The sequence below is a fragment of the Rhodococcus sp. BH5 genome (genome assembly GCF_027583855.1).
Lineage (GTDB): Bacteria > Actinomycetota > Actinomycetes > Mycobacteriales > Mycobacteriaceae > Rhodococcus_F > Rhodococcus_F qingshengii.
Map to the genome: position 1 here is coordinate 88665 of NZ_JAJHVW010000007.1, position 21531 is coordinate 110195.

The following is a 21531-nucleotide window of genomic DNA, read 5'->3' on the forward strand; positions in this document are numbered from 1 at the left end:
CTGTCTTTCTGGGCCGATGCAGCATTGCACGGCTATGTCGAGGAGATCAGTTCGCAGCCGCTGCTTGACGATGAACTGAAACCAATCCTAGCTCGAGTCTCCGAGCGCACTGACGCAAGCCCGTGAGGGTCAGTTGTTGCGCGCAAAGTTCGACTCACGCTCCGTGAGGAACTGATCGTCCGGAAGCGGTCCAGCTGGGGCAAGCGCAGTCAGGAACGACTCGGCCCACTGATGCACATCGTGTGTCATGACCTGTCGATGCAGCGCAGCCATACGTCGACGGCCTTCCTTCGGATCCTGATGAACCGCGGTCAGGATCGTATTCTTCACGCCGTCCAAATCGTGCGGGTTGACCAGATATGACTGTCGTAATTCCATTGCGGCACCGGTGAACTCGCTGAGAACGAGAGCACCTCCGAGGTCGCCACGACAGGCCACGTACTCCTTGGCCACCAGATTCATCCCGTCGCGCATCGGCGTCACGAGCATGACGTCGGCAGCGACGAACAGTGCGATCAGTTCTTCACGGTCGACCGGCTGATACAGATAGTGAACGACGGGGCGGCCGATCTGACTGTGGTCACCGTTGATGCGGCCCACCTGCTCTTCGATGACGCTACGCAGGTCGATATAGTGCTGCACGCGTTCACGACTGGGCGTCGCGAGCTGCACCATCGTGTACTTCTCCGGATCCAGACGATCCTCGTCGAGGAGTTCCTTCAAGGCTTGAAGCCGCAGGTCGATACCCTTGGTGTAGTCCAGCCGGTCGACTCCCAGCAAGATTTTCTCGGGATTTCCCAGCTCTTCCTTCAATTCGCGCGCGCGACGCAGGACCGAATCGCTTTTCGACTGGCGCTCGAGTTCGGCAGAATCGACGGAGATGGGAAAGGCGCCCACCTTGACGACGCGAGAATCGAAATCCACATGCCCGAGCGCGCTTCGAACACCGACGCCCGCGGTCGTCGTCTTGAGGCCGAGAAGTTTGCGGGCCAAGAACAGGAAATTGTTTGCGCCACCAGGTAAGTGGAAGCCGATCAGATCGGCGCCCAGCATTCCCCTGACGATCTCCTTGCGCCACGGAAGCTGCATGAAGAGCTCGACCGGAGGGAACGGGATATGAAGAAAGAACCCGATCGTCAGATCTGGCCGCAGCTCGCGCAGCATCGCCGGCACAAGTTGCAACTGATAGTCCTGCACCCAGACAGTCGCTCCGTCCGCGGCGCAACGCGCGGTTTCCTCGGCGAACCGCTGGTTGACTGCGACGTAGGTGTGCCACCACGACCGCTCGAACGTCGGAGCCACCAGAACGTCGTGGTAGAGCGGCCACAACGTGTCGTTGGAGAACCCCTCGTAGTACTCGGCGAGGTCCTGAGAGGTCAGCTCGACGGGAAACAGACGAAGGCCGTCAACCACTATCGGATCGACCTTCTCGTCCGCGACCCCCGGCCAGCCGACCCAGGCGCCATCCCGCTGTCGGAGGATGGGTTCGAGCGCAGTGACGAGCCCACCCGGACTTCGCTTCCAGTTCTTGCTTCCGTCTTCGTCGGTTTCGAGATCGACCGGCAGTCGGTTTGCGACGACGACGAATTCGGAGAGCTTTTCGAGATCGGTACTCACGCCGACATCGGCTCCGCCAGGGTCTCGTCCAGGACGGAGGTCGAGGACAGGTACGCGACTGCATCGGCTGTCGAGTCGGTGTACACGATGTCGGTGTCCATCTTCAGAAGAGACAGCGGACGCCTGACAGGGTGCGCTGCGACGAGCGTCCACGGCACGCCGAGCCTCCGTGCCTTGGCCGACAGAGTCTCGATGATGGAAAGACCTCCGACGGAGATGAACTGGACGTCCGAGCAGTCGAGTACGAACGGGTGTCGCTCACCGATCAGGTCGTCGACGCAGGCAGCGAAATCAGCTCGGGACCGGACGTCGATCTCGCCGCTGACCACGAGCGACTGAATGTTTTCGGCACAGGTCGTCGTGAAGGTGGGGGGACTGTCCGTACGCTCATCTGTAGTTCTCGAAAACTCGTTCATCGAAACTCCTGACGGATTGCTCGAAACGGTTCGTTCGAACGGTCTGGTTCGAAACGGTTTCGTTCGAAACCGGGAAACGGCACGGGAAGCAACGCACGAACCGTGCTCGTCTTCAACGGCTGGGTACTCAACCGTGCTGAGTGCCTACCTTACCGCATCGCGAAAACCCAGGTGAAAAGCGTTAGATCCGTACGGATTTCAAGGTCCCGTGAGCGTCGGCCCACGGGACCTTGGTCCCGATGGTTCAGACCTTCCGGGATCAGTCGGTGTCAGTCGCCGGGCCGGTGCTCGAGGCTCCGCCCTCGTCGGCCCACGTACGTTCGCCCGACGGATCGGTCTGAACGTCCTTGGGCGCGGTGTCGGAGCCGGTTCCCGGACCGTGGTCGGTGCCGGTGGTCTGCGGCTCGTCCGTCTGATCCGTACGGTCGGTGGAATTCTGTTCACTCATGGTGTGCGTTTCCTTCGGGAAGTCGTTGTTCATGTACTTGTCGTTTCCTGCTCACCCGCGAGGGGTACTCAGTAGGGGGTAGTGCGTCACGTCGAGCCAGTACGTCACGTCGAGTCCATACCGGCAAAGTCAGCTGTCACCGAAGCAGGAGATTTCACGTGAACCATATGACCGTGACGACCGAACACCTGCGTGCACTGCTGGGCAGTGGCCCCCATTCGGAACTGGTAGCGGTCGGGGGCGAGATCGAGATCTACGTCCCCGATGAAGAAGGGTTCGGTCTCGAGGGTATCTCGCTTGTCACTCGCGAGCAGTTGGCCGAACGTCTACCGTCCTCACCCGACAACCCCGACGAAGGTGAACTACGTATCGCCGCAGAATCGTTGAGCGAGATGATCGCCGAACTCGGCGGTTGAACTCCGAAGTTCGGGGCAGCCGACGTCAGATCTGCGGGATCGGATCCGGAGGGTACGGGTTTGGTGGCGTCGGAGTCGGTGGCACGGGCGGCGGATTCATCGGATCGGGTGGTGTCGGCGCCGGTGGTGTCGGCGGCCCCGGGTCGGGGGCGGGGCCCGGATCCGGTGGTGGGGGAGTGGTCATGAGTGCCGGGTTCCCAAACACTTGCCGAACAAACACCTAGTGTTCGGAGTGGCTTTTGGTGTTCCCTTCGGCAGGTAGATCATCGACGATGTCGACTACGGCGACGTGGATGCTCTCTGCAGAGACCGGTGGGTCCGTGTCGCCGAGGATCAGGTGAACGACATCGACGACGGTGAATCGAACCCGGTCCGACAGTTCGGCCAGATCCACTCCGTATGGCGCTGCCAGTTCGATACGTAGTGAACGTATTTCGTGGCCGTCGACGAAGAACTCGATGCTGCTCGGCGAGCAGTGGTGCCGAGAACGTATCTCGGCGGCCAAGTGGGTGCGGAGTACGTGATCGCTCACCGACACCGTGCCTAGACGTGGACCTTCCGACGCGTGTGCGTCGAGCGGCCAACCGGACGCCGAGGTCGACCGTAGCGCCCGGATCACCTTGTCGCTGATTCGATCCCAGCCCGGCTCGGGAGCGTTCCGCAGGACGTCGGATGCGTGCGCCATCAATGCGTCGGTTCGTGATTCAGTCATCGCCACCTCGTCATTCGTTCACTCAGGTTAGCCCGTGCACGATGGTGATGCCCGCGCACCGCATCCGGGGTGAGTCTTAGAATCTTGCCGATTTGAACGAACGTGAGCATCTCCACCTCTCGCAGCGTCCATGCCGCACGCTGGCGATAAGGCAGTTCACCCAACGCTTCTTCCAGTGCCTCGAGGAACGCGGAGTTCGAGGTCGTGTCGAACGGGCCGGCCTCGGGAGACGGCACGAGAGGATCGAGCAATCTGTCGTCGATCGGTTGAGCTCTCTTGATTCGATAGCTGTCCACGATCTTTCGGGAACAGATCGCGAAAAGCCATGTTCGCATCGACGATTCGCCACGAAACGAATCGAGTCGACGCCAGGCGGCCACGAAGGTGTCCTGGACTACCTCGAGAATGTCACCTTCGTCTGCGAGCATGCGACGCGCATAGCGGTGAAGTGCAGGTCCGTAGTAGTGCACCAGTGACTCGAATGCTTCTCGGTCGCCGAGTATCGCAGCGTTCACTGTCGCGGTGTCCAAACCGTCAGGTGCTTCGGTGAGCCCCTGTGTATGCGGTAACGCCACAGTCGCTCCTCTCGCGGAAATGCGGAACACTCGGCTGCGTTCGAAGATTGTTCGCCCGGCCGGGGCGTTGAATGTTACGGACAGTAACTAACAAGTGTCAGTGATGCACGTCACCTGACTGGGGCATTCGGTTTTGCCTTCGAGTGACGACTACACAGGTAGATCGATCAACAGGAGGAGATGACAATGGTCAGCACGCAGGTTGCGACAGCATCTACGAAGGATGTTGCATCATCGAACGACTCGGCTCTCGTGAGTTCGCAAGGAAAGACGTCGATCGCCGACACCGTTGTCTCGAAGATTGCCGGCATCGCTACGCGAGAGGTGAGCGGCGTGTACGACGTCGGCGGCGGAGCGTCGCGGGTTGTCGGGGCACTGCGCGAGCGGATCCCCGGCGCGAGTGTCAACCACTCCCAGGGAGTATCGGTCGAGGTCGGCGAAAAGCAGGCAGCGGTCGACATCGACATCGTGGCCGAGTACGGCGTATCGCTCGCCGATCTGGCCACCGGCATTCGCCGCAACGTCATTGCGGCGCTCGAACGGATGACGGGTCTCGAAGTGACCGAGGTGAACATCACGGTTCACGACGTTCACCTCGACGAGGGCAGTGACGACGAAACCGGCGAGCCCAAGACTGCACGGGTGCAGTGAGTTCCGAAATCGCCGACACCATCGCGGCGGCTGTGACGGGGATACCTGGGGTCGCCTCGCTTCATGCCGGAATGTTCGGCGAGGTTGGCACGTACCTCCCCGGTCGCCGCGTCGTCGGCGTGCGGGTGACGGAGTCGTCGACAGACATCCATGTGTGCATCTTCGCCGACGCCGCCGTTCGAGATACGGCTTTACGTATCCGCCAAGCGGTTTCAGGACTCGTTACAGGCCCCGTGAACGTGACAGTGGAAGACGTAGTCGGTCGTGCGCACGATGCCTGAGCACTCTCGTGGTCCAGTTCCTGATCGCCGATCCGCACGCCGAGAGGCGATCAGGAGCTACCACCCCGACGTGGGCGGATCTGCCGACGCGCTCAATCGAGCGCTCGAACGCGTCGACCGGGACTTCGCGTCCCCGATCGGTGTGGGTGTGCGCAGGACACTGCGCGGCACGATGCGGCAGATAGCGAAACCCGCTCGGACCCAGTACACGCGTTTGCGCGCTCGGTTTCCGGGTGCCAAGACCTACACCGAGATCTGACTCGCACCAACGAACATCATCCACAACGGAGGATTCACATGACCACCTCGACTGTCGGCCTACTGGCAGGACTACTTCTCGGAGTCGCAGCTGCTGCAGGCGGTTTCACCGGATTCCTCATCGCTCTGGTTCTCGGTGTGATCGGATACCTCGTCGGTGGTCAGCGTGACGGCGAGTTCGATCTCGGTGTGATGCTGAAGGGTCGCGGACGTGGCTGAGACAGCTCGACCGGAGTCGTCTGTGCTTGCCGAGCCGGGCGATCGTGGAACGCTGACGATTCGAGACAGAGTCGCGCAGAAGTTGGTTCTCGAGGCGACGCGCGGGACCCCGGGGGTGCGTCATCACGCCGGCGGCATGGACAAACTGACCGGGCGTGAACTGCCGAGGGCGCGAGTGCTGGTATCCGGCAAGCGGGTACGGGCCAAGGTGGACATCGCGATCGAGTGGCCCGGATCCTTGTCGGTCATCGGTACAGCGGTGCGAGAGAACGTGACAACCCAGTTGCAGTCTGTATCGGGCCTGGACGTAGACGGCGTGGACGTGGCGATCGTGAGCGTTCTCCCGGCATCGACCACGCGTGACGCGGGAAGGAAAGTGCGATGACCGCCGACAAGGTCGCACCACCCACTGCCTCGAGGGCTGCTGCTCCTGTTCCCCTTGCGGCGCCCGGATCGGCCGTCACGGGATTCCTCATCGCCGCGGCGCTACTTGCGCTCGGCGTGGTCGGCGTCCGCGACGCGCTGGTGGATACCGGCGTGATCACCGGGTCGCAGTGGATACCAAGTGCTGCCGCATATGTGGACGGGCTCGCGTACCAGGGTTGGATGTTGCCGGCGGGGATCGCAGCCGTCGTTCTCGGCCTGTGGTTCGTCATCCTCGGACTCAAACCGCGACGAAAGACTGCCAATGCCTTGGTCGGAGTCGCGAATACGTGGATCGATCCCGTCGATGTAGCGGCGATAGCGTCTGTTCGCGTCGAGTCACTGGCCCAGGTTCGATCCGCTTCGTCACACGCGACCCGGCGCAAGCTGGAAGTGAAGGCCTCGGTCACGCCCGATGGAGCCGCCACCGCTGAATCGGAAATCCGTGCGGTGCTGGGGGACTTGGCCGGGTCGCTGTCACCATCGCCGCGAATCAAGGTTCGTATCCAGACGGGATCGCTGTCATGACTCGGACGGCGACGGCGATGGATCGCGTGGCGACATGCGTCGTGGGGATGCTCGCGATAGCGGTGGGAGTTGCAGCGATCCTGTGGAATCGCGACGTGATCAAGGATTTCCCGGCGCGTATCGAGATCCCGTGGGCTGAAGATCTTGTCGATCACTCGTGGTGGCCATGGGCTGTCGGAGCTGGGGGAGTACTGCTAGTCCTCCTCGCGTTGCGGTGGTTGATCGCGCATGTGCCGCTGCGTCGGGTGAAGGAGATCGCCGTCCATGGGTCGAACTCACACAATTCCATCACCGCGGATCTGGGTGCGGTGGCGGAAGGGGCGAGCGCATCACTGGAGGACTTCGACGAAGTGTCGCGTGTCCGAGGAAAAGCGTTGCTCGATCGTGGAGTTCGCACGATCGATTTGCGAGTGACATTGAGACGTAGCGTCGTATCCGGATCGGAAACGTTGTCCGAGCTGATTTCTCGCGTCACCGACACGGGGGATCAAGTCGCTGCGGTGGTCGGTGATCCATCCATCGCGACCAGAACTCACATCGCCGTGGAAAGCGCGAAACACGATGAGCCGAGAACTCTCTGATCAATCGAGGTTTGAGCCTCCCGACGGCCGGGTATTGGTAGACCTCCCGATCGTGCACAGAGTCATGGATGTTGCTGTGGCACTGTGCGTCACGGTGCTCCTGGCGACCGTCACTTCGATGGCGATCGCGATCGTAGTGACGCTGATCATGTGCGCGTCGGTGAGTGTCGTTTCTCGTATGTGGTGAATCGCCAGTCATTTTGGTTCTGTCGTGAACACCTGATAGAAAGGTAAGCAGACAATGTGGCTGCTACTGAGTGCACGATCCCCCGCGTCGTGCGGCGGAGAGTCCGGTTGTGTGCAAACACTACCCGCGATCACGGTCTAGTTGCGCGGGCCGATCGCTCGGAACTCTCCCTTTACCGGCAGTCTCTCATTGCGCCGCCCCTCTTTACTCTAAGGAGTCCAAATGCTTCCTCTCGGTATCATCGCCTGGATCATCATCGGTGGACTGGCGGGTTGGATCGGCAGTAAGATCATGAAAACCGATGCGCAGCAGGGGATCTTCCTCAACATCGTTGTCGGTATCATCGGCGGTCTGATCGGTGGTTTCCTGCTTCGAGTCTTCGGCGTCGATGTCGAGGGCGCGGGCTGGATCTTCAGCTTCCTCACTTGCCTCCTCGGCGCTGTCATCTTGCTGTTCCTGGTCAAGGCAGTCACCGGAAAACGCTGACACGCATTTGTCCACGCAGTTCGAGTTCGACTGAATCCACGACCGAATTCCACGGCCGAACGCACGACCGAATCCACACCGAATTCAAGAAGGAGAAATACATGTCTGACTTCATCGACAAGGCAAAGCACCGCGCTGAGGATCTCATCGGCGAGGCGAAGGAAAAGTTCGGAAACGCCACGGGCAACGATGATCTGGCTGCCGAGGGTGTTGCCGATCAGGGCGAGGCGAAGGTCAAGAAGGCCGGAGACACTGTCAGTGACAAGGTCTCGGATATCAAGGACAAGTTCACAAGCTGAGTGAGCTTCAGCGCGGTTGATCGGCATGTCCGGTCAACCGCGCTTTTGTGTGCCTCCCCGGCCGTTGCGGCTACCGCGATACGCGAACTTGCGCGTTTCTGCGAGCCACTCCGGAAGCATGCGCATGTGGGCCGGTGTGTTCAGAATCGGATCGAAGGACGGCTGTAGGCAATCCGGGTGGTCCTCGACTTCGTCGAGGCAGAGATGTCCGATCGGTATCAACTGAAGTTGAATCCTCGCGAGGTACACGGAGAAGTGCAGCGGGGAATGATCGACCGCAGCTTTCAATGCTGACAAAGAAGTGCCGGCCGGATGGACACCGCGCGGTGTCACGATCAGCCACGCCGCGGCACCGCCCGCGCGTGAGTAAGGAACCAGTGTGCTGTATCTCGCGCCGTTCCACGAGAAAGCCGGAGCTGGAAACATTTTCGAGAAGGTAGAAAGTCCTGATGTTGCGAGAAGAATGTCCCACGGGTTTTCATCTGCGCCGACATCGTGCAACCGAAGCGCCAGGCCGAGTACGTCGGGTAGGTCTCCGGGTGTTCCGAGGGCTTTCGACATTCGAGCGGTGACGGTAATCGTCGACGACTCCGATACCGGCCACCATGGGGTGGCCGGCTTCAATGTTCCCTTCAGTTCGATCCCGTGAGGGTGAAAAACCCTGGCCATGCGCAGCGATGATGCGAAGTGGAACGGCGCACCGACCAGCTTCCCGATCGCACTCTTGCCGGCGGGGATGATCGAATTGATCGTCACAGCTTCCTTTATCTGAGAATTCTCCGCCCGTGAAGCGCCCGGACTGGACGGACGTTCAGGCGTATTGACGGGCTTTTCAGTGGCGTCTTTCGACTTCCCAATGGTGGTGATTGCTAATCATGTGACATGCCGTAACAAAAGTCTCGCCCGCCGGGATAATTAGCCAAACGCATAAATTGGTCGTTATGGTTTGTTTGTCCGTAACGGTGCGATCGGACCTGCGACCGTCGCGAACTGGCGAGATTGCTACTCGTGATTTGTGTTTGGTGATTGCGCGGAAACAAGAAATGTCGAGGAGACACGCTGATGGGCCACTCTCGAACCTGGCTGACGCGCGCGCTGGCAATGCCGGTGGCTGTCGCGGTCACTTTGTTGCTTCCGCTCGGCAGTGTCGCCTCCGCCCAGGATTTCGAGGACGACGCAGATACTTCGGTGGCCGCCGCAGCCACAACTCCGATCTCCTTCACCGAACTCGGACGAGGAACAGACATCGTGTTCTCCTCTGATGACGCACCCGTCTTGGTGACCGTGCCGGTGCCGGACGGACTCACCGCAACAGCCGTGACCGGAATCCTGACCGCCCCGACCGACTTCAGTAGGGGTTGGCTCGAAGTGACTGCGGACGGCAGATTGGTGAGCCGCGTCGACTTCGACGCCGGGCAGGCCGGAACCGGCCTACCGATTTCGGTTCCGTTGCAAGGTCTCGAAGTGGTCGACCGGAGCGTGACCGTGTCGATGATCGCTCACCTCGTTCCCGTCGACGACCGCTGCTACGACCGAACGAGATACCAGCCCCTTGCGCTCCGGGATGCCTTTGTCGCCTACGACGGTGCCGAGCAGCAGCCCACGACTGTTGCAACCTTCTTTCCGCCGATTTTGAGGAAGGCAACCATCTACGTCACGGATGGTTCGTCACGGTCACAGCAGAGTGCGGCTCTGCAGCTGAGTGCAGCGATTGTCAACAAGTACGGAAGTCAGCCTGACGCCGTGGTGGTGGAACAACTGCCGAACGGCCAGAGTCTGCCGTCCGCTGAGCCGGGACTGTTCGAGAGAGCTGTAGTACTCGGCAACAGTGGGGACGCCGGCATCGATCTCGCGGCTGCTCCGAATGGTGCACCAGTGCTGCGAATTTCAGGGGACGACAAGACCCTCGTTCCTCAGGTCAGTCTGTTGGCGGCGAACTTCGACGGCTACTGGGCGGCGAGCAGGGCGCTCGCGTCACCGGACAACACAGTTGCCCAGATTTCCCAGGACGCCATCACCGTCGGTGAGCTGAAGCTCGGAACGTTGACGGCTTCCGGTCTCAATCACATCGAGGTCGACGTCCCGTTCAGCCAGTCGCAACTGGGGCGTCCGATGAAGGACGTGTCGATCCGAATGATCGGTTCCTATGTACCGCTGCCGAATTCACGCAACGGAGAACTGTCGATTTCGCTGGGGGACTCACGGCTTGCTTCGCAGACGGTGAACGAGACAGGGCGCTTCGACATCGGCGTCGATGTTCCGAACGAACTCCTGCGTCGCGACCTGACCTTCGAAGTCTCGATGGATGTGACCGGCGACTTCCAATGCGGCACCAGTAGCCCGTCTTCGCTCACTGTCGATCCGGCAAGCACCATCACGTCCACTACCGGATTCCCGCCGACGCCTGGAGGATTCCAGGCATTACCGCAGTCGATGCTGCCCACACTCGATGTCGGTTTGAGTCACGGTGATTTCGCAGATCTCGTTCGCGCGCAGCGCCTCGTTGTCGCGATGCAGCGGTTGAGCTATCTGCCGCTGCAACCGCGTGTGCTCCCCTTCGGCGACGCGGCGACCAGTTCGCTGCCGGCGTTGTTGATCGCGGCGGACGGGAAGCTTCCCACTCCGGTGGCTCTACCCATGGACACAGCAGATCAAGGGCTCCTGCGCTTGCAGGGTCTTGAATTCGGTGGACAATACGGTGCCTTGCAGGTGGTTTCGGGTTCGCACAACGAAGTGGTGGCGCTGACCTCTGAGGGTGATGCGGCCGATGCCGACGGTCTGCTCAACTGGTTGGAAAGTGGGAAGGACCGGTTCGCAGAACTGACCGGCGATCTCCTGGTCGCGCCTCGGGGAAGTGAGCCCTTCGATGTCGGAGTCAACGTCGCCCCGTTGGGCACCGCGGCCTCGGCCGAAGAGGAGACCGGACTGAGCGCGGTCACGATCGGCTGGATCGGATTCGGGACCGTGGTTCTGATCGCTGTTGCCGTCGGTGGTGTGCTCGTAGCTCGGCGTCGCGGACAGTGACCGTCACCGATCGCCCGGCCCTGTCCGTCGCGGTCCACGATCTACCGGGCCGCAAGCCATGGCGGATGTTCGTCGCGCTCTTCGCGATCTACACCGCGTTGGGCGTGTGGATGAACGCGGGTATCGGGTTCATCTTCACCGATTCGCTCAGCCGCGTCGCCGCGGTGTCGGCGATGCTGCTCAGCCGTGATCCGCACTTCGCGGCGATCGGGTTCGTGTTCACCCCGTTGACGGCGGCAGTCCAGATTCCGATGGGCCTGATGGGTCATTGGTGGCCGGATCTGCTGCGGTGGAACATCACTGCGGTCGTGATGTCCGCGGCCTTCATGGCTGGTGCTGTGATTCAGGTACGTGGGATCAGCCGCGACCGTGGGTGTGCGCGATGGGTCACCGTCGTCCTGACCGTGCTGTTCGCTGTCAACCCGATGATCGTCATGTACGCGGCGAGCGGAATGAGCGAAGCTCCGTTCCTCTTCTTCGTTCTGTGGGCGACACGTCGGTTGATTCGGTGGATGCGAAGCGACGACGTACACGACCTCATCGGTGCCGGCCTCGCTTTCGCTCTGGCGTACCTCACCAGATACGACGCATTGGCCCCGCTGTTCGTCGCGGTGGTGCTGGTGACCGTGGTGAGTTGGCTTCGTTTCCGCCCGACTGCTGACGAGCGCGGCGAGGGCGCGGGGCCTGGCTTGCGGCTCTGGGCAGCAGCCCTCGACGGTGCCGTAGTGCTGATGCCGGGATTCCTTGCCTTCGCCTTGTGGTCGTTTGCCAGTTGGCTCATCACAGGTCAAGCGTTCCAACAGTTCTCGTCGGTCTACGGGAACAGTTCCATCCTGGAGCAGGCTGGTGCCGGAACCGACTCACCGATCGCCCGTCTTGCGTTCTCGATTACCGAAATGGCCGTACTCGGCCCGGCGCTCCCGGTGCTCGCGGTCCTTGCAATCATCTACGCACTTCGGCGGCGCGACACCGAAGTGGTCGTGCCTCTTGTGTTGTTCGGCGCCATCCTCGGTGCCCAAACCTTGCTCTACGTGATGGGATCGACGTTTCCCCTTCTGCGCTTCTACATTTCGATCATTCCGCTGTGTTTCGTGTTGGTCGTCCTGATCGCACCTCGCGGTGCGCCGGTCGTCACGCGTCGACCGGGGGCTGCTGCGTCACGCTCGGTATCGACGTACCCCGAGCAGTCGGGGCCCTCTCTGCCCCTTGTGATCTCTCTGTGCTTGCTGGTCGGGTCGACGCTGGTCACGTTTGTCGCGATGGGTAATGCGCGGATCGCAGTGCTCGAGCATTCCATTGCCAGTGCGATCATTCCGGGCCGGCAGAACCTGGAGGAGCAGACGAATCTGCGCACGTTTGCGGCCGAGCGTCGCATCGCCAGGTACCTGGACGACTTGGCTCTGCCGGAGGGGTCGGTTCTGCTCGACACCGTGCAGAGCTATGCCGTCGTGGCGTCGTCGAACAACCCTCGGCAATTCGTCGTGCCTTCCGATGCGGACTTCGTGCGCGTACTGAACAACCCCGCCGAACATCACGTCGAATACATCCTGTCGGTGCCGAACACCGGTCGCGGTGTGTCGGACGCGGTCAATCGGCGCTATCCGACGATGTACGACACCGGGGCCGGCGGTGTGGGAGCGCTGGTACTCGAGGTTCCCAACGACGGCGGCATGGACCCTTCGGCCTGGCGTTTGTATCGCGTCACCGGTGAACGGCAAACGGGTCGATGAGGCAATTCGTGTGGGAGGATTGTCCGTATGACGTGGATGGTTGTAGATGTCTTCTGAAGAAGTGCGTCCGCGTGTGCCTGGCACAGTGCGTCGCCGTATCGCTGCCGCTGTAGTCAGCTTTGCAACCGTCGCGGTGGTGACAGGAATGTTCACGACGCCGGTGGTTGCCGATTCGCCCAAGACGGTTCGGGTGGGAGTGTCGTCGAGCGGACTGACGCTCGACGGACAGCCATGGTGGCCTACCGGGCTGAATGCTTATCAACTGGCCACTGATTGGTCGGTGAACTTCGGCTGTGGCGCCATGGTCGATCTCGATGCCTACTTCGGTTCTCTGCCACCGAACTCCGTCACGCGTTTCAACGCGTTCCAGGCGCTCGCGGTGAACAAGGTGTCCGGGGAGATGGATTTCGGCCCGATGGACGCGGTGTTCGACGCTGCGGCGCGACACAATCAGTTCACGATTCCGGTGCTCTCACCCCAGGACAGCGGGTGTGATGACGGGCTGTTCAAATCCAGGGACTGGTACACCGACGAGTGGAAGGTCGCGAACCTGATCCCAGGTCGAGCCACCATGAGCTTCCAGGACTGGATGCACACCGCCGTCGACCGTTGGAAGAACGAGCCTTCCGTCGCGGCGTGGGAATTGGTGGGGGAGCCGGAACCGAGCCTGTGTACCGATGCCGCCTGCAATTGGTGGACAAGAACGTGCCCGTCTGATTCCGCGCAGGTGTTGCGGGAGTTCTTCGACACGGCAGGCGCCGAACTTCGGGCGATCGATCCGAACATCCTGATCACGGCCGGATACGTCGGGGGCGGTCAGTGCGGCACTGCGGGTGACGACTACCAATACGTGAGCGAGTCCGACTTCGTCGACGTTCTGCAGTATCACGACTACGGAGCAGACGGGGTTCCGCTTCCGGGCGACCAGTGGAACGGACTGGCGCGTCGCATCGAACAGGCCGCGAACGTCGGGAAGCCGTTGTTGGTCGCCGAGACAGGCGAATTGGCAGGCAGTTGTGAATCACTGGCGACCAGAGCCACGAATATCGAGACGAAGCTGACGGGGCAGAAGGTGGCCGGTACGGCCGGAGCTCTCCTGTGGGCATTCGTGCCGGATCCACGGCCGAACGAATGCACGATGGATATCGGGCCTGACGATCCACTCTTCGACGTGATTGCTTCACTGGCAAGTTAGGACACTGCGAGTAGTCCACTGGGAGTTCCGCCCAGTGGGAGTATGGTCACGATTTGATAACAACCTGAACCTGGTGTTGCGGCGTGATGATCGTATTTCGTTCGTATTCAATGGTATTCAGTGGCATTCACCTGTGGATAACCGAACTTGAAGGCTGGTGAAGTCGCACGGGACCATCGATGCGACGCCTCCAGGACCTACGTCCGGGTCGGCTGGGGACGGTCCGGTTGAGGCGCTGAGTTCGGAAGTTGTGTCGTACCTGTCTCTTTGGTCAGTTGCTACGTCCCGCCGTGGTCAACGTCGAAATACGATCACAACCGTTCGCCGCGGTAACGGGTAGTGCGCGGAGTGCGGCGCGCCCCTCGTGGAAGTGACATCGAGGGGTGGTGTGTAGCTCTCGCGCGCAACGAATTCCGAGTTCGAGTCAACTTGCGGCGGCATCGGCCGCCCGGTAGACCTTGTGCGCAGGCTGTACATGCGGTGTGAGCTTCGGTCGTCGAAATGAGGGGACGACCGCTGCATGCGCGTAACGGTAAGTGTGTGAAACATCGCGTGAGCGGAGAGGTGAACGATGACTGGGTGCGCTGAACGGCCTTTCAAGACTGCTGTGGTTCCGGCTGCCGGAATGGGGACTCGTTTCCTCCCGGCCACCAAGACGGTTCCGAAAGAGTTGCTCCCCGTGGTCGATACACCCGGGATCGAGCTGGTCGCCAGCGAAGCGGCGCAAGCAGGCGCGGAACGTCTGGTGATCGTCACTGCGCCGGGCAAGGCATCGGTCGTCGGGCATTTCGTCGAGGACCTGGTGCTCGAGGGCAAGCTCGCCGCCAGCGGGAAGCACCATCTACTCGAACGTGTGCGTCGGGCTCCGGGCCTGATCTCGGTGGAGCCGGTTGTGCAAGAGTCTCCGCTGGGATTGGGACACGCTGTCGGTCTGGTCGAATCGGTGCTGGATGCGGACGAGGACTCGTTCGCGGTGCTGCTTCCCGACGATCTGGTCCACCCCTGCGGCATTCTCGACGCGATGGCGAAGGTACGTGCCGAGCGTGGTGGTTCTGTGCTGTGCGCGTTCGACGTCGCGCCCGATCGTGTTGGGGCCTACGGAGTATTCGACGTCCAAACACCTGTGGAGGGCAGCGATCCCGATGTGCTTGCCGTCATCGGCATGGTCGAGAAGCCGGCTCCTGAGGATGCTCCGTCCACTCTCGCCGCGGCCGGACGATACCTTCTCGATCGCGCCGTGTTCGACGCGCTCAGACGAATCTCACCCGGGCAGGGTGGCGAACTACAACTGACGGATGCGATAGCGCTGTTGATCGCGGAGGGGCATCCGGTTCACGTCGTCGTCCATCACGGAACCCGCCACGATCTTGGTAACCCGGGAGGCTTTCTGCGAGCATCTCTCGACCATGCGCTCAGTCGCACCGAGTACGGACCGGAGTTGCGAGTCTGGCTCAAGGAACGATTGGATCAGCCGGATCCGCAGCTGACCTACTGACTTGCAAGGCTATGCGACGCGGAGCGTCTCGCCAGCTCATCGAGGAGATCTTGCGTGCTGAGCGACGACAGCGAAATCGGCTTGTCGTCCAGACCCGACTCGTCAGGTGTCATGTAGCCCGCCGCGACAAGAATTTCCTGGACGTGGACGTCGAAGACGCGGCAAGCAGTTCTGATCGTGTCCTGCGTGGGGGGGCGTTTCGCGGACAGCCACCGACCGAGTTCGGAGGGGCGTATTCCCAGCGCACGCGCAGCATCGGCTACGTCAGTTTCTTGGCGAAGTTCCAGTTGATGCTTCACCCATTCCGAAAAACCGCTCATACCGGTCATAGTGCCTGAGTGCTGCGCGGTAAGCCAGCGCCGTCTCGACACGTAAGGCGCTCGACGGCTGATCTGTGATCATTCGGCAACCAATCACCGCAGTTCTCGCGTACCGGTAGTTAAGTTTTGTGACTGGATTGTGTGTTTACCGCAACCATCTAGCTGTGCGTTTTCCGGTGAAACCCGAAATCGGGTGAAATTGTGGGTGAGGCGGATCAGTAGACATAACTCACACCTGTGTAGAACGTGAGGGTTGCGTTGTCACGTGTTCAGACCGTGGAAGGTTTTTTCCCAGTAGGACGGGTTGCGAATCAATTGGTAGGTCCCCTTGATCGCCGCGATGCTCATCAGCACCCAATACAACGGAGCAGTCAGACAGGCGAGGAGGAGCATCGCGTTTCGCGTTTCTCGGCACGCCACGAGGTTCATGTAGAGAACAGCGGCATTACCGAATGCCAGAGAGATCAACGCGGGGAAATAGACATAGTTGGGGAAGACCTGGTGGATCACTTCAGGTTGTCCGAGAATCCAGTCCAGACTGATGAGCCAGAACACCATGTTCAAAGTGGCGACCAAAGGTGTGCCGGCCATGAGAATCGTGAATCGGAGAAAGCCGATCGGACCCAATCCTCGCCATAATTTGACGGGTTGGCGCATGTGGACGAGCCACGTCTGCAAATAGCCCTTGTACCAACGCGAGCGCTGTCTGATCCAGTTGATCGTGTCACTGTTGGCTTCTTCGAGCGTGGTGGAATTCAAGACCGCGGTGCGATATCCGCTCTCTGCAATCCGCACGCCGAGGTCCGCATCCTCAGTGACATTGAAAGGATCCCACGCCCCGATCTCGTCGAGGACGCTACGGCGTAGGTGATTCGAGGTGCCGCCGAGAGGAATCGGTGAATTGCTCCGCATCAATCCAGGAAGGATGAAGCTGAACCACAGCGCGTAATCGGCGGTGAACCACGCGGTCAACAGGTTCTGAGTTCCGTTGTGGAATGCAAGTTTGGCCTGAACACAAGCAGTGTTCTCGGGAAGTTTCGCGAAAGTTGCGACTACTCGACGTAATTGGAGTGGGTCGGGGGAATCCTCGGCGTCGTAGATCGTCACGATCTCGCCCGTAGAGAAATGCAGACCGTAGTTGCATGCTTTCGGTTTGGTTCGTGGATCGGCCGCGGGCACCTTCAGAATGCTGACGACCTCGTCCACACCGGCGGCAAGTGCAGCTTCGATAGTGACGGCGTCGTCTTCCTCCAGTAGGAGAAGGACTTGCATCTTGTCTGCCGGATACTCGATCGCTCGCATGGCTGCGATGAGGTCGCCGACGACTTCAGGCTCGTTGTATGCGGGGACCAGAATGGTATAGGTGGGAAGGTCGTCGTATGAAAGAGCAAGTGCCTCTTCGTCACTGATCGTCATGATCGAGGACGCATCGAGACCCCTCGTGAACAAGATCAGACGGTCGACCATCGCCCAGATGTATCCAATGGTGCAGATCAATGTCAGCGCGATGAGAGTCGGGACGAGGAAGAACACGAGGCTGACGACGACCAGCGCAAAGCCTGCCAACAACGTATTTCGCTGCCACGGATAGAAGGCCACGGAGGCGGATGAGATCGGATGGCGCTCGCGTAGACCGTTCACTGCATCGTGCAGGGCGGCCTCGTGGTACTCCGCTGTATCCGGGTCACCGCTGACCACGACACTGTTGGACTGGCTTCGGTTTTCGTTCACCACGTCTGAGCCTCCACGAGTAGTCGAGCGAGTGCTTCGAGCATGTCCAGGTCCTTGTACTCGGATTCGGTGTCTTCGGTCGAGGTTTCACCACGCAGTAGAACGGCGAGGGTATTGCTACCGTTGGACGCCATCGACGGCTTCGGTTCGGGGAAGTAGGCGTCGGGTTCGTGATTGTCGACGCTGATCAGGCTGACTCGTTGCGCGGCTCCGTCGCCCCGCGTCCAGACGAAATTGAGATTGCTCCATGTGAGAAGGAGAGCGTCGTCGACGATCGTGTACATCTCGGCGACGATCCCGTGCGGCAGCTCCAGCGTGACCGTCGGGCTGACTCTCGCGTTCTCCAGGTCGTAGGTGGTCTTGCTGGGATACACGGCGAGCGTGGAGGGTCGACGGACCTGGACGACGTCAATCTGTACCGTGCGAGGCCGCATCTGTGAGTCCCAAGCGGGATTCGGAGTGTCGGCCCGAATGGTCTGACGACTCAGCTCGGAGGTGCTGCCGAAGTAGCGACGGGGCCAGTCGTATTCGGATGCTCCAATCTGATGCCAGCCCAGTGGAACGACAAGTCGAGGATCCGCAGTAGCCGGGGGCGGACCGACGTTGACTGTCAAACTTGTCGATGGCAGCGGCGTGAAGAACATCAGCACTGCGGCGGCAAACACCGCGAGGATGGTCCAGTTGCTTGTGGCTGTCGAGGGCTTTCGGAGTGGTCGGTCGAACGGTTTGAGCGACTTACCCCGGCGTTCGTACAGATAGAAGGCGCCGCCGACGACGATTGCGGTTCCGAGTGCCGGAAACAACTGCACGGCGAAAAGCGGAGCAGTGGGATACTTCTGAATCGTGAAGTAGAGAATCACCACACCGAGCACCGTTGCGGCGACGAAGGCGATCGCCCCTCGCCTCCACGTTCTACTGACGGCGATCGTGGTCGCGGCAGACGCGACAAGCACCATGAGGACGCTGTAGTCGAAACGAGTCCCGCCCATTTCGGTCGCGATGGCGCGGTAATGCAGCGGCGCCAAGATGATCGGGACCACCCAGATTGCCCAGTACCGATTGACCGGACGGAGGCCGAACATCAGAACCGCTGCGCTCCAGACGAATACCCAGGCTGCGATGACGTCGATATGCATCAGTTCGTAGGTCTCGGCGAAACGCGGTAGCAGGAGCGCTTGAAGTCCCAACGCGACGAAGAGACCGATGCAGCCGACTATCTTGTCGGTCTCACGATCGTGAATCGGAAGCTCCGGGCCGCGCCTCAAGTCTGTTCCGACGGCTGCAACCAGGCACAAGAGCGGTAGAGCGAAGACGTAGCCGATGGCAGTTCCGCTGGCCGTGCTCTGCCAAAGCTTGGTCCAGGTGGGCCAAAATGCAAAGATCGTGGCGAGCGCGATCATCAACCACCGCACTGCGAGTCGAGGAATGATCCCGGACTCGGAGCGGATCTCACGAATCTTCAACATTTCCAGTTCCATTCGCTTACTACCCGACATCTGCGTGCGATTCGAGGCTGCGCACCGCTGGGCACTGCCGACCATCGCCATCGGTCCGGCGCCATATGCAGACATTACTTGATCGAGACATATCGCCCTCGCCACGTCGAAGCGCCAGTCCCCGAGCAGTCCGGCCGGAACGTCTCACATGCTCACATCTCACATAGTGGGAATTTTGAAATCTTTTTTTCGGTACCCAGTGCGGGTCTGGGTTGGCCGGATGGCATGGCGGGATTTCGGGTCTGCCGAATTACTCCATATCGAAGGGCAATTCACTTGCGAATTGCAGAAAGTTCAATCAGGTCCGGCGGATTCGACCTACGGGGACATAGGTCCCCGGCGTGCAGGGACGGTTCTCGGTTGCGTGGATTCGGGTCCAGTTACCCATGCGAAAGAACTGTGGTCAGCAGTGAGAGGCAATGTCTGCTTTGTGAGCTATTGCAGTCGTCGGGACCTAAGCCCTCGACGTTTCCGCGGATTTACTCAATAGCTGAACTATAGCTACTAAATGGTAACTACAGCGTAAATGGCACCGTGACATTGCGGCGATTGAACGTGAACGATCGTCCAACATCCTTTGGGTGTGTGCTGGGAAGAAAAATTGCCGGTTAGAGTCTTGACCTGCAACATTATTCGAATTGAACTCCGGCCTTGGAGATGTTCTCATAGTACTCACGCGGCACGTGCAATGCCTCCGGATTATCGAGTTGCAATGTTGCCGATACCTAAGCGGAACATTTGCTCTTCTCCATCTTTAGCTGTGCCTGAAGCGTTCGGGTGCAAACGGGAAATTCCGAAGAACGGTCGGGGCCTGGCGGCTCGCAAACGGGAAGGTTGGTCAGATGTCGGCATTGGACATGTCCATGGCGCCGTCGCTCGGGTATCGGCGTCCGCGCATCGTGCCGGACTCCCGTGCGGAGTTTTCCTCGCGTGCTGCGTGGCAGCATCGATACATACGTGCTCTGGCAGTGACGGATTCGCTGATTGTCGTAGCGGCGGTTTCGGCTGCGCAGTGGCTTCGATTCGGCGCCGCGCCGACCGCCGTCGACGCTCGTGAGCTCGGGCAGTTCAGCTACACCGGTTTGTCGATCGGCGTGGTGATCGCGTGGCTGGCGACGTTGCAGATATTCAGGACCAGATCTGCGAGTGTGATCGGAAGCGGTCCTGAGGAGTATCGGCGAATCCTGGTGTCCGCGATGAGATTGTTCGGCGTCATTGCGATAGTAAGCCTTCTGCTTCGTCTCGATATCGCCCGGCTCTACCTCGCATTCGCGTTCCCTGTCGGCCTTCTCGCGCTACTGGTGAGCCGTTGGCTCTGGCGTGGGGTGATCGTGCGAAGGCGTACTCGCGGGGAGTGCCTCACATCGGTACTGGTGGTGGGCAGCAAGGATGCCGGCGCTGAACTTGCACGAAACTTCGAGCGGGGTAGCGCAGACGGTTTCCGCGTGGTGGGAGTGTGTGTGCCGGGGTTCCTTCGGCGCGCGGACGAGTCCATCGCAGTCGACGGGCGTGACATACCGCTCCTCGGTGGTGAGACATCGGTAGTCGAAGCGCTGGAACTTGTCGGCGCAGACACCGTTGCCGTGACGGCAACCAAACATCTCGGCTCGGATGGCATCCGTGCACTTGCCTGGGATCTGGAATCGCGGGACGTAGATCTGGTCGTTGCGCCAAGTATCGTCGACGTGTCGGGGCCGCGCCTGTCGATGCGGCCGGTGGCCGGTCAGCCTTTGATACGCGTCGAGCGACCGAAATATCATGGTGCGCAACGCTTTGCGAAATCGTCGTTCGACGTAATTTTCGCGTCATTGTTACTGGCAGCAATTGCACCTGTTCTCCTGGCCGCGGCTCTGGCGGTCAAGCTCTCGAGCCCGGGCCCGGTGTTGTATCGAGCGGAGCGAATGGGACTGGACGGCAAACCATTCCCGATGCTGAAGTTCCGTTCGATGGTCCAGAACGCAGACTCACAGGTGGAGTCGTTGATGGCCCAGAACGACGGCGCCGGTGTGCTCTTCAAGATGCGCGACGACCCGCGCGTTACACCGGTCGGGCGCTTCTTGCGCCGTTACTCGATTGACGAGCTGCCACAGTTCGTCAATGTTCTTCGGCGCGAGATGAGCGTGGTCGGCCCCAGGCCTCCGCTTCGCCGCGAGGTCGAGGCCTACGACGGAACTGTCAGTCGCCGACTTCTTGTCAAGCCGGGGATCACAGGATTGTGGCAGGTCAGTGGACGATCGGACCTTTCTTGGGAAGAGACTGTACGACTGGACCTTTCGTACGTCGACAACTGGTCGCTGATGGGTGATGTATTGATCGTCGGCAAAACGTTGAAAGCGGTGTTGGCCAGTGACGGTGCGTACTGAGACGTGAATGCGGATTCGGGACCGACTTCAGTTCGTGACGTTCTCGGTGGAAAGGCATAGCTCCCCTTGATCTTTCGTAC

Annotated in this window: 25 protein-coding genes; 16 read left to right on the forward strand and 9 right to left on the reverse strand. The window is 60.5% G+C overall.

Annotation, left to right across the window (positions count from 1 at the left end; genetic code table 11):
- Positions 1 to 129 precede the first annotated feature (129 nt).
- From RhoBH5_RS18890 to RhoBH5_RS18900, 3 genes are all read right to left on the reverse strand, one after another.
- Positions 130 to 1617, reverse strand: coding sequence for an alpha,alpha-trehalose-phosphate synthase (UDP-forming) (locus tag RhoBH5_RS18890; RefSeq protein WP_054187565.1), 1488 nt, complete (start codon positions 1615 to 1617; stop codon positions 130 to 132).
- Entirely contained in the window at positions 1614 to 2033 is a 420-nt protein-coding gene (locus RhoBH5_RS18895; RefSeq protein ID WP_007726563.1) for an STAS domain-containing protein, read from the reverse strand. Before RhoBH5_RS18895 ends, RhoBH5_RS18890 begins: the two co-directional genes overlap by 4 nt.
- 259 nt (positions 2034 to 2292) lie before the next feature.
- Positions 2293 to 2481 carry a PI-type proteinase gene (locus tag RhoBH5_RS18900; RefSeq protein WP_136472457.1) on the reverse strand — a complete coding sequence of 63 codons (189 nt, stop codon included), beginning with the start codon at positions 2479 to 2481 and terminating at the stop codon, positions 2293 to 2295.
- A 167-nt stretch (positions 2482 to 2648) separates the two neighbouring features.
- Here RhoBH5_RS18900 and RhoBH5_RS18905 point away from each other — a divergent pair, with 167 nt between their 5' ends.
- Positions 2649 to 2897 (forward strand): hypothetical protein, encoded by a 249-nt coding sequence (locus tag RhoBH5_RS18905; protein WP_007726566.1) that lies wholly within the window; start codon positions 2649 to 2651, stop codon positions 2895 to 2897.
- 220 nt (positions 2898 to 3117) lie between these two features.
- Here the strand turns inward: RhoBH5_RS18905 and RhoBH5_RS18910 are convergent, their stop codons facing one another.
- Positions 3118 to 3609: a hypothetical protein gene (locus RhoBH5_RS18910; RefSeq protein WP_218960345.1), complete on the reverse strand. Its 492-nt coding sequence runs from the start codon at positions 3607 to 3609 to the stop codon at positions 3118 to 3120.
- The gene (locus tag RhoBH5_RS18915) at positions 3606 to 4184 is read right to left on the reverse strand and encodes an RNA polymerase sigma factor (protein ID WP_007726571.1); all 579 of its coding nucleotides are present in this window, start codon (positions 4182 to 4184) and stop codon (positions 3606 to 3608) included. Before RhoBH5_RS18915 ends, RhoBH5_RS18910 begins: the two co-directional genes overlap by 4 nt.
- Before the next feature lie 186 nt (positions 4185 to 4370).
- On the opposite strand from RhoBH5_RS18915, the gene RhoBH5_RS18920 reads away from it, so the two are divergent.
- The 10 genes from RhoBH5_RS18920 (at position 4371) to RhoBH5_RS18965 (ending at position 8097) form a co-directional block, all read left to right on the forward strand.
- Entirely contained in the window at positions 4371 to 4835 is a 465-nt protein-coding gene (locus RhoBH5_RS18920) for an Asp23/Gls24 family envelope stress response protein (protein WP_003943699.1), read from the forward strand.
- Positions 4832 to 5116, forward strand: a complete 285-nt coding sequence (locus RhoBH5_RS18925) for a hypothetical protein (protein WP_042452304.1) — start codon at positions 4832 to 4834, stop codon at positions 5114 to 5116. The genes RhoBH5_RS18920 and RhoBH5_RS18925 overlap by 4 nt, the downstream gene beginning before the upstream one ends.
- A gap of 70 nt (positions 5117 to 5186) precedes the next feature.
- Complete coding sequence (locus RhoBH5_RS18930) at positions 5187 to 5375, forward strand: hypothetical protein (RefSeq protein ID WP_007726577.1); 189 nt, start codon at positions 5187 to 5189, stop codon at positions 5373 to 5375.
- 38 nt (positions 5376 to 5413) lie between these two features.
- The gene (locus RhoBH5_RS18935) at positions 5414 to 5593 is read left to right on the forward strand and encodes a hypothetical protein (RefSeq protein ID WP_003943629.1); all 180 of its coding nucleotides are present in this window, start codon (positions 5414 to 5416) and stop codon (positions 5591 to 5593) included.
- Positions 5586 to 5978 (forward strand): Asp23/Gls24 family envelope stress response protein, encoded by a 393-nt coding sequence (locus RhoBH5_RS18940; RefSeq protein WP_042452300.1) that lies wholly within the window; start codon positions 5586 to 5588, stop codon positions 5976 to 5978. The genes RhoBH5_RS18935 and RhoBH5_RS18940 overlap by 8 nt, the downstream gene beginning before the upstream one ends.
- The gene (locus RhoBH5_RS18945; protein WP_270008669.1) at positions 5975 to 6544 is read left to right on the forward strand and encodes a DUF6286 domain-containing protein; all 570 of its coding nucleotides are present in this window, start codon (positions 5975 to 5977) and stop codon (positions 6542 to 6544) included. Before RhoBH5_RS18940 ends, RhoBH5_RS18945 begins: the two co-directional genes overlap by 4 nt.
- Entirely contained in the window at positions 6541 to 7125 is a 585-nt protein-coding gene (locus RhoBH5_RS18950) for a hypothetical protein (protein ID WP_158170311.1), read from the forward strand. Before RhoBH5_RS18945 ends, RhoBH5_RS18950 begins: the two co-directional genes overlap by 4 nt.
- Before the next feature lie 64 nt (positions 7126 to 7189).
- Positions 7190 to 7312, forward strand: a complete 123-nt coding sequence (locus tag RhoBH5_RS18955; RefSeq protein ID WP_003943707.1) for a hypothetical protein — start codon at positions 7190 to 7192, stop codon at positions 7310 to 7312.
- Positions 7313 to 7534: 222 nt separating this feature from the next.
- Complete coding sequence (locus RhoBH5_RS18960) at positions 7535 to 7798, forward strand: GlsB/YeaQ/YmgE family stress response membrane protein (RefSeq protein WP_042925709.1); 264 nt, start codon at positions 7535 to 7537, stop codon at positions 7796 to 7798.
- Between the two features lie 101 nt (positions 7799 to 7899).
- Complete coding sequence (locus tag RhoBH5_RS18965; protein WP_007726588.1) at positions 7900 to 8097, forward strand: CsbD family protein; 198 nt, start codon at positions 7900 to 7902, stop codon at positions 8095 to 8097.
- A gap of 33 nt (positions 8098 to 8130) precedes the next feature.
- Here RhoBH5_RS18965 and RhoBH5_RS18970 read toward each other — a convergent pair whose 3' ends face one another.
- Positions 8131 to 8853: a hypothetical protein gene (locus tag RhoBH5_RS18970; RefSeq protein ID WP_003943634.1), complete on the reverse strand. Its 723-nt coding sequence runs from the start codon at positions 8851 to 8853 to the stop codon at positions 8131 to 8133.
- A 306-nt stretch (positions 8854 to 9159) separates the two neighbouring features.
- On the opposite strand from RhoBH5_RS18970, the gene RhoBH5_RS18975 reads away from it, so the two are divergent.
- From RhoBH5_RS18975 to RhoBH5_RS18990, 4 genes are all read left to right on the forward strand, one after another.
- Entirely contained in the window at positions 9160 to 11121 is a 1962-nt protein-coding gene (locus RhoBH5_RS18975; protein WP_065352047.1) for a hypothetical protein, read from the forward strand.
- Positions 11118 to 12851: an ArnT family glycosyltransferase gene (locus RhoBH5_RS18980; RefSeq protein ID WP_212633946.1), complete on the forward strand. Its 1734-nt coding sequence runs from the start codon at positions 11118 to 11120 to the stop codon at positions 12849 to 12851. The genes RhoBH5_RS18975 and RhoBH5_RS18980 overlap by 4 nt, the downstream gene beginning before the upstream one ends.
- A gap of 46 nt (positions 12852 to 12897) precedes the next feature.
- The gene (locus RhoBH5_RS18985; protein WP_052027882.1) at positions 12898 to 14046 is read left to right on the forward strand and encodes a cellulase family glycosylhydrolase; all 1149 of its coding nucleotides are present in this window, start codon (positions 12898 to 12900) and stop codon (positions 14044 to 14046) included.
- Positions 14047 to 14617: 571 nt separating this feature from the next.
- The gene (locus RhoBH5_RS18990; RefSeq protein ID WP_007726597.1) at positions 14618 to 15541 is read left to right on the forward strand and encodes a UTP--glucose-1-phosphate uridylyltransferase; all 924 of its coding nucleotides are present in this window, start codon (positions 14618 to 14620) and stop codon (positions 15539 to 15541) included.
- Here the strand turns inward: RhoBH5_RS18990 and RhoBH5_RS18995 are convergent.
- From RhoBH5_RS18995 to RhoBH5_RS19005, 3 genes are all read right to left on the reverse strand, one after another.
- A complete protein-coding gene (locus RhoBH5_RS18995) occupies positions 15535 to 15861 on the reverse strand; it encodes a helix-turn-helix domain-containing protein (protein ID WP_228232489.1) in 327 nt (108 codons plus the stop codon). The genes RhoBH5_RS18990 and RhoBH5_RS18995 overlap by 7 nt on opposite strands.
- A 261-nt stretch (positions 15862 to 16122) precedes the next feature.
- Complete coding sequence (locus RhoBH5_RS19000; protein ID WP_376137774.1) at positions 16123 to 17595, reverse strand: glycosyltransferase; 1473 nt, start codon at positions 17593 to 17595, stop codon at positions 16123 to 16125.
- Entirely contained in the window at positions 17589 to 19058 is a 1470-nt protein-coding gene (locus RhoBH5_RS19005; RefSeq protein WP_232508984.1) for a hypothetical protein, read from the reverse strand. Before RhoBH5_RS19005 ends, RhoBH5_RS19000 begins: the two co-directional genes overlap by 7 nt.
- Positions 19059 to 19930: 872 nt before the next feature.
- Here RhoBH5_RS19005 and RhoBH5_RS19010 point away from each other — a divergent pair.
- Entirely contained in the window at positions 19931 to 21451 is a 1521-nt protein-coding gene (locus RhoBH5_RS19010; protein WP_270008670.1) for a sugar transferase, read from the forward strand.
- Positions 21452 to 21531 lie beyond the last annotated feature (80 nt).

Coding starts and splice junctions, on each gene's coding strand:
- RhoBH5_RS18895 (WP_007726563.1), bottom strand. CDS start 2,033: ATGAACGAGTTTTCGAGAACTACAGATGAGCGTACGGACAGTCCCCCC.
- RhoBH5_RS18900 (WP_136472457.1), bottom strand. CDS start 2,481: ATGAGTGAACAGAATTCCACCGACCGTACGGATCAGACGGACGAGCCG.
- RhoBH5_RS18905 (WP_007726566.1), top strand. CDS start 2,649: ATGACCGTGACGACCGAACACCTGCGTGCACTGCTGGGCAGTGGCCCC.
- RhoBH5_RS18910 (WP_218960345.1), bottom strand. CDS start 3,609: ATGACTGAATCACGAACCGACGCATTGATGGCGCACGCATCCGACGTC.
- RhoBH5_RS18920 (WP_003943699.1), top strand. CDS start 4,371: ATGGTCAGCACGCAGGTTGCGACAGCATCTACGAAGGATGTTGCATCA.
- RhoBH5_RS18935 (WP_003943629.1), top strand. CDS start 5,414: ATGACCACCTCGACTGTCGGCCTACTGGCAGGACTACTTCTCGGAGTC.
- RhoBH5_RS18945 (WP_270008669.1), top strand. CDS start 5,975: ATGACCGCCGACAAGGTCGCACCACCCACTGCCTCGAGGGCTGCTGCT.
- RhoBH5_RS18950 (WP_158170311.1), top strand. CDS start 6,541: ATGACTCGGACGGCGACGGCGATGGATCGCGTGGCGACATGCGTCGTG.
- RhoBH5_RS18955 (WP_003943707.1), top strand. CDS start 7,190: ATGGATGTTGCTGTGGCACTGTGCGTCACGGTGCTCCTGGCGACCGTC.
- RhoBH5_RS18960 (WP_042925709.1), top strand. CDS start 7,535: ATGCTTCCTCTCGGTATCATCGCCTGGATCATCATCGGTGGACTGGCG.
- RhoBH5_RS18965 (WP_007726588.1), top strand. CDS start 7,900: ATGTCTGACTTCATCGACAAGGCAAAGCACCGCGCTGAGGATCTCATC.
- RhoBH5_RS18975 (WP_065352047.1), top strand. CDS start 9,160: ATGGGCCACTCTCGAACCTGGCTGACGCGCGCGCTGGCAATGCCGGTG.
- RhoBH5_RS18985 (WP_052027882.1), top strand. CDS start 12,898: ATGTCTTCTGAAGAAGTGCGTCCGCGTGTGCCTGGCACAGTGCGTCGC.
- RhoBH5_RS18990 (WP_007726597.1), top strand. CDS start 14,618: ATGACTGGGTGCGCTGAACGGCCTTTCAAGACTGCTGTGGTTCCGGCT.
- RhoBH5_RS18995 (WP_228232489.1), bottom strand. CDS start 15,861: ATGAGCGGTTTTTCGGAATGGGTGAAGCATCAACTGGAACTTCGCCAA.
- RhoBH5_RS19005 (WP_232508984.1), bottom strand. CDS start 19,058: ATGTTGAAGATTCGTGAGATCCGCTCCGAGTCCGGGATCATTCCTCGA.
- RhoBH5_RS19010 (WP_270008670.1), top strand. CDS start 19,931: ATGTCGGCATTGGACATGTCCATGGCGCCGTCGCTCGGGTATCGGCGT.